Origin of the sequence: Acuticoccus sp. MNP-M23 (assembly GCF_031195445.1) — a bacterium.
In the GTDB taxonomy this organism is placed as follows: Bacteria; Pseudomonadota; Alphaproteobacteria; order Rhizobiales; family Amorphaceae; genus Acuticoccus.
The window spans coordinates 886,452-900,830 of the sequence record NZ_CP133480.1 but is presented as its reverse complement, the minus strand read 5'-3'; the positions used below and the strand labels follow the sequence as shown (position 1 = coordinate 900,830).

The following is a 14,379-nucleotide window of genomic DNA, read 5'->3' as shown; positions in this document are numbered from 1 at the left end:
CCGCCGCCCCGTCAGCCGGCGGGGTTGGCGATGAAGGGGAAGTCGGCGCGTGCGTCGACGGCCCCTTTCAGGAAGATGCTGAGGTCGGACGGGCCCGCGATCAGCGTGCAGCCGACCTCCTTCAGCTCCGTCCCGGAGCGGGTCGGCCGGCAGATCGAGCCGAACAGCTTGCCGGCGGCCAGCGTCTCCTTCTCCACGCGCTCGCACAGGGCGAGAACGTCCGGGTGGTCGAGTTCTTCAAGCTTGCCGATGGAGCCGGCCATGTCGTTGGGGCCGAGGAACAGGCAGTCGATCCCGTCCACCGCCGCAATCTCGGCAATGTTGTCGACCGCGTCCTTGTGCTCGATCTGCGCGATCAGCAGGAAGTCCTTGTGGGCGGTGCGCATGTAGGCGCCGTCGGCACCGAAGTAGGAGCCGCGCACCACGGGGGCCGCATAGCCGCGCATGCCGCGGGGCGGATAGCGCGTAGCGTCGGCGATCATCTTTGCGTCGGCGGCATTGTTGATCATCGGCACCATGATGGAGCGGAAGCCGCGGTCGGCGACCAGCTTGAGGTGAGTCGGATCGGACGAGGGAACGCGGATGATGCAGTCGCCGCCGGCGGCCAGGACCGCGCGGTGGATTGCAACGGCCGTATCGAGGTTGCCGACGCCGTGCTCGTTGTCGATGAGGATCGTGGGCCAGCCGCGATGGACCGCCGCTTCGGCGAGATCGGCCGAGCCGGTCGAACTCCACATGGCAACGACGGTCTCGCCGCGCAGCATGGCGGCCTTGATGTTATTTGGCGACATCGGGTCTTTCCTTGGGGGTGGAGCCGGCGCGGCGGAGCTGCCGCAGCGCGCGGTAGAGGAGGAGGGCCCACAAGAGAACCGTGAGCCCGCCCAGAACGCCTGCGACCGGGCGCTCGAAAAAGTCCAGCATCGCGCCCTGCGATTTCATCATCGAGAGCATGAAATTGTCTTCCAGCACCCGTCCGAGAACGATGCCGAGAATGGCGGGGGCCATGGGGATGCCGTTTTCCTCCATGAAGTAGCCGACCACGCCGAGGACAAGCACGATCCAGATGGCAAGGACGGAGCCGGTGATTGCAAAGCTGCCCACGAGCGAGGAGAGCAGGATCAGCGGCATCAGCACCGAGCGCGGCACCTTGAGGATCATGGTGGCGAGCGCAATGGCGAGCGCCCCAGTGAACAGCATCACGATGTTGGCCATGAAGAACGAGCCAAACAGCGCGCCGACCAGAACGGGGTCGTTGGTGAAGATCTGCGGCCCCGGCGTGAGCCCCTTCATCAACAGAACGCCGATGGCGATGGCGGTCACGCTGTCACCCGGAATCCCGAATACCAGGGCAGGCGTCCACGCGCCCGCAACACCGGCATTGTTGGCCGAGCCGCCTGCGGCGATGCCTTCCAGCGAGCCCTTGCCGTATTGTTCGGGCGTCTTCGAGCCTTTTTTCGCCAGCGCGTAGGCGATCCAGGCAGCAATATCGGCGCCGGCGCCGGGGAGAGCGCCGACGAGGGTGCCGAGCACGCTGGATTGCGCGATCACCCGCTTGAAGTTTCGCAGCGACCGGGCCGCCCCCATGAAGGCGCTGCCAACCCCGTCGAGAGCCACATCGAGACGGACCGCGGCCTTGCCCCTCGAAGCGTTGCGCAGCACCTCGGACATGGCGAAGAGGCCGATCATCGCGGGGATGAAGTTGACCCCGTCCATCAGCTCCACATTGCCGAATGTGAAGCGCGGATGGCCCACCGCAACGTCGATCCCGATGGAGGCGACGAACAGGCCGAAGAACAGCGAGGCGAAGTTCTTCGCCACGGTGCCCGTGCCCGCAAAGATGGCACAGGTGATGCCGAGCGTTGCGAGCCAGAAATTCTCGTACGACGAAAAGCCGATGGCAAAACGCGCCAGCTGCGGGGCGCTGACCGCGAGGATGACGACACCCACAAGGCCACCGATACACGCCGTCATCAGCGAGACGAACAGCACCCGCCGCGCTGCCCCTTTCTGGGCAATCCGGAAGGCATCGTCGACGTAGGCTGCGGAGGCGGGCGTGCCCGGCATCCGAAGCAGCGCGCCGGCAATGTCGCCGGCGAAGATGGCGGTGGTGGTGGTGGCGATGATCGCAGAGACCGCCGGCACGGGGTCCATGAAGAACGTGAACGGCACCAGGAGTGCGACCGCCATGGTGGCGGTGAGGCCGGGCATGGCACCGACGAAGGTGCCGTAGAGCGTCGCCAGAAAAATGACGGTGAGATTATCGACCGTGAAGACGGCCGCGAGCGCGTCAGCCGACATGGGCGCACCCCGAGCGATGATGGGTCAAGGCAGCGTCACCATGCATAGGGGGTGAGAATTCCCCACGGAAGAGGAACGCGCAGCACCGAATAAAAGACGGCGTGCGTGCCGAATGCTGCGGCGAGCGCCAGGACAGGCGCCACCAGCGGATGTGCGCCGAAAACGAAGGCCGCGGCCCCGACCGTGAGCACGGCGGCAATATGAAAGCCGAGCACGGGGAGGGCGAGGGCGAAGAAGATGACAACGAGGCAGATGATGAGGGGCCGCAGGAGCGCCCCGCGGGCAGCGCTGCCCACCGAGGCGCCAGACCCGATCACGGGGGCGGCGCGGCTCTTCAGCGTGCCGGTGACGGCAATGATGATGCCGCACACGATGAGGCCCACCGCGGCAATGGATGGAAAGAAGCCGGGGCCATAGGGGATGCCGGCCATCAGCGGGAAAGTGCGCGCGATCAGATAGATCGCGGTGCCCATTCCGACGAGGATCAGCCCGAGGAAGCGGTCGTCGATGTGCATGGCAAAGTGCGAACGGCCGGGGGCAAGCCCCCGGCCGCGCCGCTTATTTTGCGAGACCGACGGCCTGGATCGTCTCGCCCAGCGCTTCGTCGGAGGTTGCCATGTAGTCGGTCAGTTCGGCCGAACCCATCTTGACCACGTCGGCGCCGCGCGACGCCTTGAAGTCAGCCCATTCCTGCGTCTCGAAGGCTTCGAGCGCCGCCTTTTCGTAAGAGCAGACGATGTTGGCGGGCAGGCCTTCGGGGCCGGACATGGAGATCCACGCAGCCAGCGTCCAGCCGGAATCGGTGGATTCCTTGGTGGTCGGCACGTCGGGCAATGCGGCCATGCGGGTGTCGTACATGTAGGCGAGCGCCTTCAGCTCACCGGCATCCACCAGCGCCTTGCCTTCGGACAGGGCAGGGGTCGCAACGTCAACGCCGCCGGCCATCAGCTCCTGCATCGCAGGGGCGGCGCCCTTGGAGGGGATCCAGCGGATTGCGGCAGGGTCCATGCCTTCGGCATTGAGAAGGCCGGCAAGTGCCAGATGCCAGATGCCGCCCTGCGACGTGCCGGAAGCGGTCAGCTCGCCCGGGTTCGCCTTCACATAGGTGAGGAGGTCCGCCAGCGAGTCGAACTCGGAATCAGCCTTGACCAGCACCGAGGACGGCACGATGTCGACCAGCGCGATGGGGGTGATGTTGGTGCGGTCCATCTCGGTCAGCCCGACATGGTGCATGGTGTTGATCTCGACGGTGACAGCGCCGACGGTGTAGCCGTCCGGCTCCGCATTGGCGATGGCCGAGTGGCCGGTCACGCCGTTGCCGCCGGTGCGGTTCACGACGTTGAAGGGCACGCCGAAGTGGCTCTCCAGCATGCTGGCCAGCATGCGCGAGTTTGCATCCGTGCCGCCGCCGGCGCCCCACGGCACCACGTAGGTGACGGCGCGCTCCGGCTTCCAGTCGCAGTCCTGCGCCAGCGCGCCGGTCGTGCCAAGCGCCAGAACGGCCGTGGCCATCATCAGGGATTTGATCGTCATTCTTGTTTCCTCCAGGTTCTTATAATTGCCCAGAGGATTAGCGCAGCGGTGCTGACACTTCAAACGCAGAACCCGCGCGTCGCCAATAAAAACGCCATTGCATCGGCAAGACACCTTATATCAGCCAACGCCTCGTTCGGGGGGGCAGGGCGCGGCCGATAGTCGGCGAAGGTCAGTGTGCCGAGCATTCTGTAGCCGCTGATAAGCGGTACGCCGACAAGGTAGCGGAACATGGGAAACGCCAGAACTTCCGGCAGAAGCTTGAAGCGTTCGTCGCGGCAGGTGTCGCGAATTATCACCACGTCGCGCTTGGTCATCACAGCACGGGCAAGGGTTTCCGCCGCCTGTACGGGTTTGCCACCGCAAAATACTTCGGCCGGGTGGAGCACGTCGTCCACCACGGTGTGGATGAAACTGGTCGGGCATTCGAGGTTGTGACCGCCAATATCGGCAAGGCCCCAGATCTCGGGACGCCTGATTCGCGGATCGAGCGGGTCGGCCTGATCCGGTGGCGGACGGTCGAGTTGCTCCAATGCAACGCCGACCGGCAGGGCTGATTCACCCTCCGGGCGCTTCATGGCGCGGTTAAACGAGGGTAGGGGCGCGTTATCGCATCACAAATTGTTCGCAAATGGATTGAGGGCGGCTGTTCTATTTGCATTTCCGCAACCCATTGAATCCTCTAGTTCAATCTGGATAGCGTAAAATGCACCACTCCTTCAAGTATATCACGGATATCTGACGGCGGCGTGGTCACGAGATCCTTGATGGCCTGCTGCGCAAAGCCACGAGCACGCTCGCGGCAATCATCGAGTGCGCCTGTATCCTTTACGCGCCGGGCAGCGGCCTGAACATCTTCGTCCTGAACGTCACCTTGTTCGATGCAGCGGCGCCAGAATGCACGATCTGCCTCGTTGCCGCGCTCGTAGGCCAGCAGAACCGGCAGCGTTGCCTTGCCCTCGCGCAGATCGTCGCCGACGTTCTTGCCAAGGGTTTCGGCGTCACCTTCATAGTCGAGCACATCGTCGATGAGCTGGAAGGCGAGGCCGAGCTGGCGCCCGTAGGACGAAAGCGCAGCCCGGTGCTCCGGCGCGCCGGCCACAATGGGTCCGGCCGCGGTGGCCGCGGCAAACAGCGCCGCGGTTTTCGCCTCGATCACGGCCATGTAGTGGTCTTCGCCGACCGAGAGGTTCTTTGCCCCGGCCAGCTGGCGCACTTCGCCCTCGGAGATGGTGGCGGCGGCGCGCGCAAACACGTCCAGCGCATCGAGCGAGCCGACCTCGACCATCAGCTTGAACGCCTGGCCGAGCAGGAAGTCGCCCACCAGAACGCTGGCCTGGTTGCCCCAGATCAGCCGCGCGGTGGGTTTGCCGCGTCGCATCCCGCTTTCGTCCACCACATCGTCATGGAGAAGGGTTGCGGTGTGCATGTACTCCACCGCAGTGGCGAGCTTCACGTCGCCCTCGCCGGAATAGCCAAACATTGCCGCCGTCGCGAGGGTGAGCATCGGCCGGATTCGCTTGCCGCCGGAGGAGACCAGATGGTCTGCAATTTCCGGGATCATCGCCACGTCCGAACCGGCATGGGAGACGATCAGCGCGTTGACCTTCGCCATGCGATCGGCCACGCTTGCGATCAGGCGGTCGATATCGCCCGCGGGTGGGGGCGCTGCACTCAGTTGCGCCGTCACAAGAATAGTCCTTCGGGGTCCGCCATGGTGGGGGACATTATGCCGGGCCTCGCGCTGCGGCAAGCGGGCCGAACGCCGCGTCGGTCACATACACGCCAGATGCACCGAATTCCCAGCGTTTCAGCCAAAAAAATTCAACCGGAGTTGTGTTTTGGAAGAGCTTTTGCGGACCAACGACATGGTTTTGATCTCGTTTGTGGAGGCTTTGCTGTCCGATGCCAGGATCGGACACGTGGTGCTGGACCAGCATATGAGCATGGTCGAGGGGTCGCTCGGCGTTCTGCCGCGGCGGATGCTGGTGGAGGAAGGCCGGGCCGATGAGGCGCGGCAGCTCCTGCGGGACGCCGGGGTCGACGGCTCGGTCTGAGCCCGCGCTGCGGCGCTCATGGGTGCGGTGCGCCGTCCGAGCCTTCAAGGCGCGCCGGCTCTATCCACCAGGGCAATACGTGCTTTGCCGCGTGGGCACGGAGCGCGGCGACTGCTTCGGTGCGCGCATCGTCGTCGGCAAACAGGCCGAAGATGGTGCCCCCGGAGCCTGACATTCGGGCAAGTGTGCATCCCGCCTGGCGCCTCAGCACATCCAGCGCAGCGCCGATCTCGGGCGCAAGGGCGATGGCCGGGGCCTCCAGATCGTTGCGCTGCCGGGCGAGAAATGCGGCAAGGGCTTCGGCGCCCGCGGGGGGCGCTCCTGCCGGAAGAGCCGGGTTGGCTTTCGATGTCAGCGCGCGGAACACATCCGGCGTCGAGACGGAGATGCCGGGGTTGACGAGAACGCAGGGGAGCGAGGGCAGCGCAAGGGGCGTCAGCGTTTCGCCGATGCCCTGCATCCGCGCAGGCTCGCCGCGCAAGCATACGGGGACGTCCGCGCCCAGAGAGAGGGCAACGCCGTTCAGCCGGTCGCGGGGAATGCCGCGGTGGTTTGCCACTGCCTGAAGCACGGCCGCGGCATCGGCCGAACCGCCGCCGATGCCCGCTGCAACCGGCAGTGCCTTGGTGAGATGGATGGCGCTGATCCCAGCGGCAACCGCGGCCGCAGCCAGCACGCTGTTGCCGGACCCCGCGGGCACGGCACCGGCAAAAGGGCCGTCCACCGTCAGGCGCGGCGGCCCGTCAGCAGTGCCGAAGGTGATCGTCAGCCGGTCGCCCGTGAGGGGCGGCGCGGCGTCGCTGCCCGCCGCCGCGCCGAGGCTGGCGAAGGCAACGAGACTGTCCAGGAGGTGATAGCCGTCGCCGCGCTGCCCGATGACGTGCAGTGCGAGATTGATTTTCGCCCGCGCCGTCACCGTGACGGACGCGGCGCCAGCGCCCGGATTCATGCCCGCCCGCCGCCTCTACTGTGCGGTGGCGGGTTCTGGTTCGGCGCCGGTATCCTCGGCCACGGCGGTGGCCTTGTGCGGTGCCGCGTCCGCGGCATCCAGGCCGACGGCGAGTTTGGTCAGGATCCGTTGAAGATCGTCCGGCTCGGGGTCGCTGTCGCGGGCGTGGTTCCACTGGAACATGGCTTCGAGCTTGCGGCCGACCTTCCAGTAGGCGTCGCCCAGATGGTCGTTGATGACGGGATCGCCGGCACGCAGGGACACGGCGCGCTCCAGCTGCTCCACCGCGTCCTCGTACCGGCCGAGGCGGTAGTACGCCCAGCCAAGGCTGTCGACGATGTAGCCATCGTCCGGCTGCTGCTTCACCGCGCGCTGGACCATGGAGACCGCTTCATCCAGGTTTTCGCCACGGTCGATATAGGAATATCCGAGGTAGTTGAGCACCAGCGGATGCTCGGGCGAAAGTTCCAGCGCCTTGCGGAAGTCGGCCTCGGCGCCCTTCCAGTTGTCAGTGCGCTCGTTGGCGATGCCGCGATAATAATACAGCGTCCAGTATTCTTCGGGGACGGTGCCGAGATTGTCGATGGACGCAGTGTAGATTTCTCCCGCCTGTTTGAAGTCTTCCAGTTGGCGGTAGACGTTGCCGAGTGCGAGGGCGACCTGCACGTCGGACGGATCGTTGGCCAGCAGCGACTTGAGGGCGGCAATCGCCTCCTCGTGCCGCTCGAGCACGTTGAGGTTCAGCGCTTCCTGCACCTGCGCTTCGCGGTAGAGCGGCGTATCCTGCGGGATGCTGCTGTAAACGAGGATGGCGGCCTCGTGCTGGCGCATCCCTTCCAGAATCCCGCCCAGCGCCATGGCCGGGAAATCGGCTTCGGGCCGCAGGTAAAGCGAGAGCTGGAGGAGCGATGCAGACAGCGTGGTATCGTTGCTGCCGATCCCGCGGCCAAGGCTGTAGAGCGCCTCTGCCATGCCGGCGCGCGCATTGTCTGCCAGCGGCGCGACCTCGCCGTCGCCGGCAACGGCCGTGCGCACCGGGTCGATCAGCTTGACGATGGCGGGAACCTGCTCGGCCAGTGCGTCGAGCACCGCGACGGCGCGGTCGGTCTTGCCGGCGCGGGCAAGCGTGCGGGCATACGCCTCCACGAGGCGCACGTCGGTCGCATCCTGCTCGTAGGCAAGACGCAACCTGTCTTCGCTGATTTCATAAAGGTTGAACTGGTCGGCGATGAGGCCGGCGTGGATCTTCTTGAACGGGTCGATCCAGATGGGGCCTTCCAGATCGTCCAGAAGCTTGATGGCTTCGGCCGGACGGCCGTCACCGGCAATGGTCCAGGCCTGAAGCAGCGAGCCGACGAGTGCCTGCAGCGGGCCGCCAAGGTCCCTCAGCGCCTGTGTGTGCGCGAGGGCCGCTTCGGTGTCACCGGCGCGGAAGGACGCGACGCCGGAGGCCAGCAGGGCAAGCTGGTCGTCCGGCTCGATTTCGAGCAGCGGTTCGGCAAGTTCGGCCGCCTTGGCGATGTTGCCGCTGGCAATGTTGAGGAGAACCGAACGGTCCAGCAGCTCGGCATTGTCCGGGTCGGCCTGCAGCGCGCTGGCGTAAAAGCCTGCGGCTGCCGAAAGGTCCTTGCTGATTCCGGCCTGCCGGGCGGCAAGGTAGAAGCCGGAGAGCGATGCAAGATCCTTCTGAACGATCAGAGTTTCGTCTTGCGCGGCAGGCGCCAGCTCGACGGCACCGGAAGATGCCATTGCCACGGACGACGCCGACGCGACAGCGCAGGCAAGGGCCGCTCGAGAGATGAGCTTCAACAAGGGCAATCCTTCCTCTCTCCAGGCGTGCCGCGGGCTGCCGGCACGGCTTGAGATGCTTCGGTCCTGGGCCATGCGGCTCTCGCGATGCGCTCGCAAGGTCTGCTCGGCATTTTGAAAACGTGTGGTGCTTCGGCGATCGTTGCAAGGCGCCATCTTAGCACAGAACCAACGCAATTCGAGCAAGGACGTTTGCGAACAGCCCCGCGGGCTTTATACATCACATCAGTTTGATGAAGGAATGGTCTAATGGGGCAATGGGTCTACACGTTCGGTGACGGCAAAGCCGAAGGCGATGCAAGCCAACGTGACCTTCTGGGTGGCAAGGGTGCAAATCTTGCCGAAATGTCGAGCCTCGGGTTGCCGGTGCCCCCCGGCATGACGATCACCACCGAGGTCTGCACCTATTATTACGAGAACGGCGAAACCTATCCGCCCGAGCTCGAAGGTGAGGTGGACGCCGCGCTGGAGCAGATTGCCGCATCCACGGACCGGAAGTTCGGCGATCCGGACATGCCGTTGCTGGTTTCCGTGCGTTCCGGCGCCCGCATCTCCATGCCGGGCATGATGGACACCGTCCTCAATCTCGGCCTCAACGACACCACCGTCCCCGCATTGGCGAAAAACGCCGACGACGAGCGGTTCGCCTACGACAGCTACCGCCGCTTCATCCAGATGTATGGCGACGTTGTGCTTGGCGTCCCCATGCGCCTGTTCGACGAGCACCTTGAGTCCATGAAGGACGAGAAGGATGTCGAACTCGACACCGATCTGTCCGCCGCCGACTGGCGCACCCTGATCGAGAGCTACAAGGCCCTCGTGCAGAAGGAGACCGGCTCGCCGTTCCCCCAGGACCCGAGGGATCAGCTCTGGGGTGCCATCGGCGCCGTGTTCGGCTCCTGGCGCAACGACCGCGCGGTCACCTACCGCCGCCTCCAGGGGATCCCGGAGCGCTGGGGCACCGCTGTCACGGTGCAGGCGATGGTGTTCGGCAACATGGGCGAAACGTCGGCCACCGGCGTTGCCTTCACCCGCAACCCCTCCAACGGTGAGAACGCGCTTTACGGCGAGTTCCTCATCAACGCGCAGGGCGAGGACGTCGTCGCCGGCATTCGCACGCCGCAAGACATCACCGAAAAGGCGCGGCTTGAGGCCGGGTCCGAAAAGCAGTCCATGGAAAAGGCGCTGCCGGAGGCGTTCGCCGAGTTCAAGGCGGTCTGCGACAAGCTGGAAGGCCACTACCGCGACGTCCAGGATCTGGAATTCACCATCGAGCGCAACAAGCTGTGGATGCTCCAGACCCGCACCGGCAAGCGCACCGCCAAGGCTGCGCTGAAGATTGCGGTGGACATGGTGGACGAGGGCGTCATCAGCGAAGCCGAAGCGGTTCAGCGGATCGAGCCCGCCTCGCTCGACCAGCTCCTCCATCCCACCATCGACCCGCAAGCGAAGACCGACCTTTTCGCCAAGGCACTGCCCGCCTCGCCGGGCGCGGCGGCTGGCGAGATTGTGTTCTCGTCGGAAGAAGCCGAGCGCATCGCCGGGCTCGGCCGCACCTGCATCCTGTGCCGGATCGAGACCTCGCCTGAGGATATTTCCGGCATGCATGCGGCGGCCGGCATCTTCACCACCCGCGGCGGGATGACCAGCCACGCCGCCGTGGTGGCGCGGGGCATGGGCAAGCCCTGCGTGTCGGGCGCTGGCAACGTGCGGATCAACTATGCCAACGGCACGATGATCGCCGGCGGCCGCACGCTGAAGGTGGGCGACAAGATCACCATCGACGGCGCCACCGGCGAAGTCCTGATGGGCGAAGTGCCGATGCTCAACCCGGAACTTTCGGGCGACTTCCAGCGCATCATGCAGTGGGCCGACGGCGCGCGGCGGATGCGCGTGCGCACCAATGCCGACACGCCGCATGACGCACGGGCCGCGCGCGAGTTCGGCGCCGAGGGCATCGGCCTTTGCCGCACGGAGCACATGTTCTTCGACCCTGCGCGCATCAACGCCATGCGCGAGATGATCCTCGCCGACGACACCGAAGGCCGCAAGGCTGCGCTCGACAAGCTCCTTCCCATGCAGCGGGAGGACTTCACGTCGATCTTCGAGATCATGGCCGGGCTGCCGGTGACGATCCGACTGCTCGACCCGCCGCTTCACGAGTTCATCCCCCACGGCGAGGACGAGATCCTCGAAGTGGCCGAAGCGCTCGGCGTCTCGCCGGACAAGCTGCGCAACCGCTCGCGTGAGCTTTCCGAGTTCAACCCGATGCTCGGCCACCGTGGCTGCCGCCTCGCGGTCAGCTACCCCGAGATCGCCGAGATGCAGTCCCGCGCGATCTTCGAGGCCGCCGTTGCCGCCGCGAAGAAAACCGGCGCCCCGGTGGAGCCGGAAGTGATGGTGCCGCTGGTCAGCCTCAAGACCGAGCTCGATTTCGTGAAAAAGCGCATCGACGCCACCGCAAAGGCCGTTCGCGAGGAGACGGGGGTCGACTTCCACTACCAGGTCGGCACCATGGTGGAGCTGCCGCGCGCCGCGATCAACGCCAAGGCCATCGCCGAATCCGCCGAGTTCTTCTCCTTCGGCACCAACGACCTGACGCAGACCACGTTCGGCATCAGCCGTGACGATGCCGGCGTCTTCCTCGGCGCCTACCTGCGCGAATCCATCATCGACATCGACCCGTTCGTCTCCATCGACGTGGACGGCGTGGGCGCGCTGGTGGAGCTGGCGGCCGAGCGCGGGCGGCAGACGCGGCCGGACATCAAGCTCGGCATCTGCGGCGAGCATGGCGGCGACCCCGCATCCATCTCGTTCTGCGAAAGCGTCGACCTCGACTATGTGTCCTGCTCGCCGTTCCGCGTGCCGATCGCGCGGCTGGCTGCGGCGCAGGCGGCGCTGCGCAAGAAGGGCTGAGGGCGAACGGAGAATGATCTGGAGCCTTGTCGCCGGGCTGGAGGGCCCCTCCCTCAAGGAGGGCCTCGAGCCTGCGGCCTCCTGGATCGATCTCGACAAACCCACCGCGGCCGAGCGGGCCGCGGTGGAGAGCGCGCTGGAGCTGACCCTGCCCAGCCGTGTGCGGATGCGGTCGATCGAGCCGTCCAACCGTCTGGTGGTTGCGCAGGAGTACGTCGCGATGACGTATTCGGGCGCCTCCCGCTGCGAAGATGGCAGCAACGAGCGGGTCACCTGCATCCTTGCCCCCAATTATCTGATCACGCTGCGCACGGCGGAGGACGACGCCATCGCCACCGTGCGCGCCTATGCCGAGCGCACACCGGGCGCCCAGCCGCACGACCTCTTCATCGTCCTCGTTGATGCCACGGTGGGCTATCTGGCAGACCGTCTGGAAGCGCTGGGGGCCGAGATCGACCGGATCTCCGGCGACGTCTTCCACCCCGATCCGCAGGACCGCCGCACCCGGCGCGAAGTGCAGGAGATCATGCGCAATCTGGGGCGCATCGGCACCGAGATCCTGCGCCTGCAGGATGCGCTCACCAGCAACAAGCGGCTCGTCCTGTTCATGGAACAGCACCGCCGGCTGATTGCGCCGGACCTTGACGACCGCAACGCCATCAACGTCCTCGGCTCGGACATCGACGCCATTAACCAGCTTGCCAATGCGCTGGACGGCAAGGTGGATTTCCTGCTGAACGCGCTGCTTGGCCTCATCACCCTCGACCAGAACCAGATCATGATGGTCCTGTCGCTGATTGCGGCCATGTTCCTGCCGGCCACCCTCATCAGCTCGATCTTCGGCATGAACTTCGTCGATATGCCGGGCCTGTCCTGGCACCACGGCTTCCTGTTGTGCGTGGCGGGCATGGTGATGGCAGCCATCAGCGTGTGGCTGATTTTCCACTGGCGGCGCTGGATGTGAACCGGCGCGGGGGGAGGCCATGCGGCTGCCGGCCGGGCGTATAGTGCCATCCAGAAATCTGCGACGGAGCGTCACCCGCAACAATCGGCATGCAACGACAACGCCGGGCCATGCATTGATGCGCCATAACGCGGACGATCACGAAGGACACTTTTATGCATCCGACAAGCCACGACCTTCCCAAGCAGACGCGCCAGGCTGTATGCGGCCTCCTGCAAGCCAACCTAGCCGACGGGATCGACCTGGTTTATCAGATCAAGCAGGCTCACTGGACACTGCGCGGCCCGAACTTCATCGGACTTCACGAGCTCCTGGATGACCTGCACGAGAAGGTCGAGGACAAGGTGGACCTGGTTGCCGAGCGGATCGCCGTTCTGGGCGGCCAGGCCGAAGGCACCGTTGACGCCTCCGCCCAGGCCTCCCGCCTGCCCAAGTACCCCTTGGATGCGGTCAAGATCGACGACCACGTCAAGGCGCTCTCCAAGTCGCTGGCGGCCTACGCCAAGAACAACCGCGACGCCATCAAGGAGGCTGACGAGGCGGGCGACGAGGCCACAGCGGATCTCTTCACCGAGATCGTGCGGATGGCGGACCGGTCGCTCTGGTTCATCGAGGCGCACAAGCCTGTAAAATAAGAAGATAAATTGCGCCGCGCATTTTTTGCGCGGCGCTTTACGTTTCAGCAACCACGACCCTGCACAACGCTTGGGTGCGGCGCCAACGCTGCACTGTGTGGAGTAGAGGCCGCGTTGCGCGTATTCGACCTTCCCCACGGCCTTGCCCGCCGCGGTTTTCTGACCAGCAGCCTTTATGTGCCGCCGGTCCGTCATCACCGTCGCGGCCGCATCCGCCGGATCGCAGCCACCCTTGTCCTGGTGGCCCCCATCCTTGGCATCCTGTCCACAAATCTTGGCGACCTTTCCGGTCTTGCCGCGCTCACGATGGATCGTCCCGCCTGGGCGCTCTCTCTTCGTGCGCCGGAAAGCGGCATGACCCTGTCGCCGCAACTGGGCGGGGCCGGGGATGTTGCGCTGGCGGTCCCCCACGACGACACGCCCGCCGCCAAGGCCGGGAGCCTTGCGCCGCCTCACGGTGGCGTGGAGCGGGCGATGTTCTCGCCGCTGTCCGGTTTTCTCACCGAAGCGACGCCCGCCGCCTTGCCGCGGGTGAGCTTCGTGGCGGCGCCGCGTGCGGCAGGAACGCACCGCGACCCCCGTGCCCCATCCGATACCGCGCGGGCCGCGCTCACCTCCATGCTCTCGGCCTACGCGCCGGACCGGGTCGACATCGACACCCCGTTCAAGCTCCTCCTCGGCGAAGCGCCGCAGCCCGTCGCCACCCCCGGCGTCTCGGGCGGTGGGCTCGACCACTGGTGGTCCGACCGGCCATTGCCGCAGGACATTGCCGGCAAGAAGTCGCTGCGCTGCCTGACCGAAGCAATCTATTTCGAGGCGCGGGGCGAGTCCGAAACCGGACAGCGCGCGGTGGCGCAGGTGGTCATCAACCGCGTGAAGAACCCGGCGTATCCCGATGATGTCTGCGGCGTGGTCTACCAGAACAAGGGGTGGCGCAACCGCTGCCAGTTCACCTTCGCCTGCGACCGGGTGCGTGACGTGGTGCGCAACAAGGACGCCTGGACGCTGGCCGCCACCATTGCCACCGAATATGCCAGCGGCGCGGCGTGGATGAACGAGATCGGCGCGGCCACCCACTACCATGCCAAGCGCGTGAACCCGCGCTGGGCCGGGCTGATGCGCAAGGTCGAAACCATCGACGATCACATCTTCTATCTGACGCGCGGTGGCGGCTGGACCTGAGCCGGCCATACTTGCGCTGGCACCCTTTCGGGCCTA

At 65.7% G+C, this 14,379-nt stretch carries 13 protein-coding genes; 5 read left to right on the top strand and 8 right to left on the bottom strand.

What is annotated here, in order from left to right; all coding sequences use genetic code 11:
- Positions 1-11: 11 nt before the first annotated feature.
- The 6 genes from RDV64_RS04285 to RDV64_RS04260 form a co-directional block, all read right to left on the bottom strand.
- On the bottom strand, positions 12-791 hold the full coding sequence (locus RDV64_RS04285) for an aldolase/citrate lyase family protein (protein ID WP_309198042.1): 780 nt from the start codon (positions 789-791) through the stop codon (positions 12-14).
- On the bottom strand, positions 778-2,298 hold the full coding sequence (locus RDV64_RS04280) for a tripartite tricarboxylate transporter permease (RefSeq protein ID WP_309198041.1): 1,521 nt from the start codon (positions 2,296-2,298) through the stop codon (positions 778-780). Before RDV64_RS04280 ends, RDV64_RS04285 begins: the two co-directional genes overlap by 14 nt.
- 35 nt (positions 2,299-2,333) lie before the next feature.
- Positions 2,334-2,813: a tripartite tricarboxylate transporter TctB family protein gene (locus tag RDV64_RS04275; RefSeq protein WP_309198040.1), complete on the bottom strand. Its 480-nt coding sequence runs from the start codon at positions 2,811-2,813 to the stop codon at positions 2,334-2,336.
- Positions 2,814-2,856: 43 nt separating this feature from the next.
- Positions 2,857-3,831, bottom strand: a complete 975-nt coding sequence (locus RDV64_RS04270; protein WP_309198039.1) for a tripartite tricarboxylate transporter substrate binding protein — start codon at positions 3,829-3,831, stop codon at positions 2,857-2,859.
- A gap of 59 nt (positions 3,832-3,890) precedes the next feature.
- On the bottom strand, positions 3,891-4,409 hold the full coding sequence (locus RDV64_RS04265) for a GAF domain-containing protein (RefSeq protein WP_309198038.1): 519 nt from the start codon (positions 4,407-4,409) through the stop codon (positions 3,891-3,893).
- A 104-nt stretch (positions 4,410-4,513) separates the two neighbouring features.
- Positions 4,514-5,479: a polyprenyl synthetase family protein gene (locus tag RDV64_RS04260; protein ID WP_375143810.1), complete on the bottom strand. Its 966-nt coding sequence runs from the start codon at positions 5,477-5,479 to the stop codon at positions 4,514-4,516.
- A 193-nt stretch (positions 5,480-5,672) separates the two neighbouring features.
- Between RDV64_RS04260 and RDV64_RS04255 the strand changes: the two genes are divergently transcribed.
- On the top strand, positions 5,673-5,888 hold the full coding sequence (locus RDV64_RS04255) for a DUF2007 domain-containing protein (RefSeq protein ID WP_309198037.1): 216 nt from the start codon (positions 5,673-5,675) through the stop codon (positions 5,886-5,888).
- Positions 5,889-5,904: 16 nt separating this feature from the next.
- Here the strand turns inward: RDV64_RS04255 and RDV64_RS04250 are convergent, their stop codons facing one another.
- A complete protein-coding gene (locus tag RDV64_RS04250; protein WP_309198036.1) occupies positions 5,905-6,837 on the bottom strand; it encodes a 4-(cytidine 5'-diphospho)-2-C-methyl-D-erythritol kinase in 933 nt (310 codons plus the stop codon).
- 15 nt (positions 6,838-6,852) lie between these two features.
- Positions 6,853-8,586, bottom strand: coding sequence for a tetratricopeptide repeat protein (locus RDV64_RS04245; protein ID WP_309199429.1), 1,734 nt, complete (start codon positions 8,584-8,586; stop codon positions 6,853-6,855).
- 309 nt (positions 8,587-8,895) lie between these two features.
- Here RDV64_RS04245 and ppdK point away from each other — a divergent pair, with 309 nt between their 5' ends.
- From ppdK to RDV64_RS04225, 4 genes are all read left to right on the top strand, one after another.
- Entirely contained in the window at positions 8,896-11,562 is a 2,667-nt protein-coding gene (gene ppdK / locus RDV64_RS04240; protein ID WP_309198035.1) for a pyruvate, phosphate dikinase, read from the top strand.
- A 13-nt stretch (positions 11,563-11,575) separates the two neighbouring features.
- The gene (locus tag RDV64_RS04235; protein ID WP_309198034.1) at positions 11,576-12,526 is read left to right on the top strand and encodes a CorA family divalent cation transporter; all 951 of its coding nucleotides are present in this window, start codon (positions 11,576-11,578) and stop codon (positions 12,524-12,526) included.
- A gap of 125 nt (positions 12,527-12,651) precedes the next feature.
- Positions 12,652-13,161 (top strand): DNA starvation/stationary phase protection protein Dps, encoded by a 510-nt coding sequence (dps, locus tag RDV64_RS04230; protein WP_309199428.1) that lies wholly within the window; start codon positions 12,652-12,654, stop codon positions 13,159-13,161.
- Between the two features lie 114 nt (positions 13,162-13,275).
- Positions 13,276-14,343, top strand: a complete 1,068-nt coding sequence (locus tag RDV64_RS04225) for a cell wall hydrolase (RefSeq protein ID WP_309198033.1) — start codon at positions 13,276-13,278, stop codon at positions 14,341-14,343.
- Positions 14,344-14,379: the final 36 nt, after the last annotated feature.

Coding starts and splice junctions, on each gene's coding strand:
- RDV64_RS04285 (WP_309198042.1), bottom strand. CDS start 791: ATGTCGCCAAATAACATCAAGGCCGCCATGCTGCGCGGCGAGACCGTC.
- RDV64_RS04280 (WP_309198041.1), bottom strand. CDS start 2,298: ATGTCGGCTGACGCGCTCGCGGCCGTCTTCACGGTCGATAATCTCACC.
- RDV64_RS04275 (WP_309198040.1), bottom strand. CDS start 2,813: ATGCACATCGACGACCGCTTCCTCGGGCTGATCCTCGTCGGAATGGGC.
- RDV64_RS04270 (WP_309198039.1), bottom strand. CDS start 3,831: ATGACGATCAAATCCCTGATGATGGCCACGGCCGTTCTGGCGCTTGGC.
- RDV64_RS04265 (WP_309198038.1), bottom strand. CDS start 4,409: ATGAAGCGCCCGGAGGGTGAATCAGCCCTGCCGGTCGGCGTTGCATTG.
- RDV64_RS04250 (WP_309198036.1), bottom strand. CDS start 6,837: ATGAATCCGGGCGCTGGCGCCGCGTCCGTCACGGTGACGGCGCGGGCG.
- RDV64_RS04245 (WP_309199429.1), bottom strand. CDS start 8,586: ATGGCATCTTCCGGTGCCGTCGAGCTGGCGCCTGCCGCGCAAGACGAA.
- ppdK (WP_309198035.1), top strand. CDS start 8,896: ATGGGGCAATGGGTCTACACGTTCGGTGACGGCAAAGCCGAAGGCGAT.
- RDV64_RS04235 (WP_309198034.1), top strand. CDS start 11,576: ATGATCTGGAGCCTTGTCGCCGGGCTGGAGGGCCCCTCCCTCAAGGAG.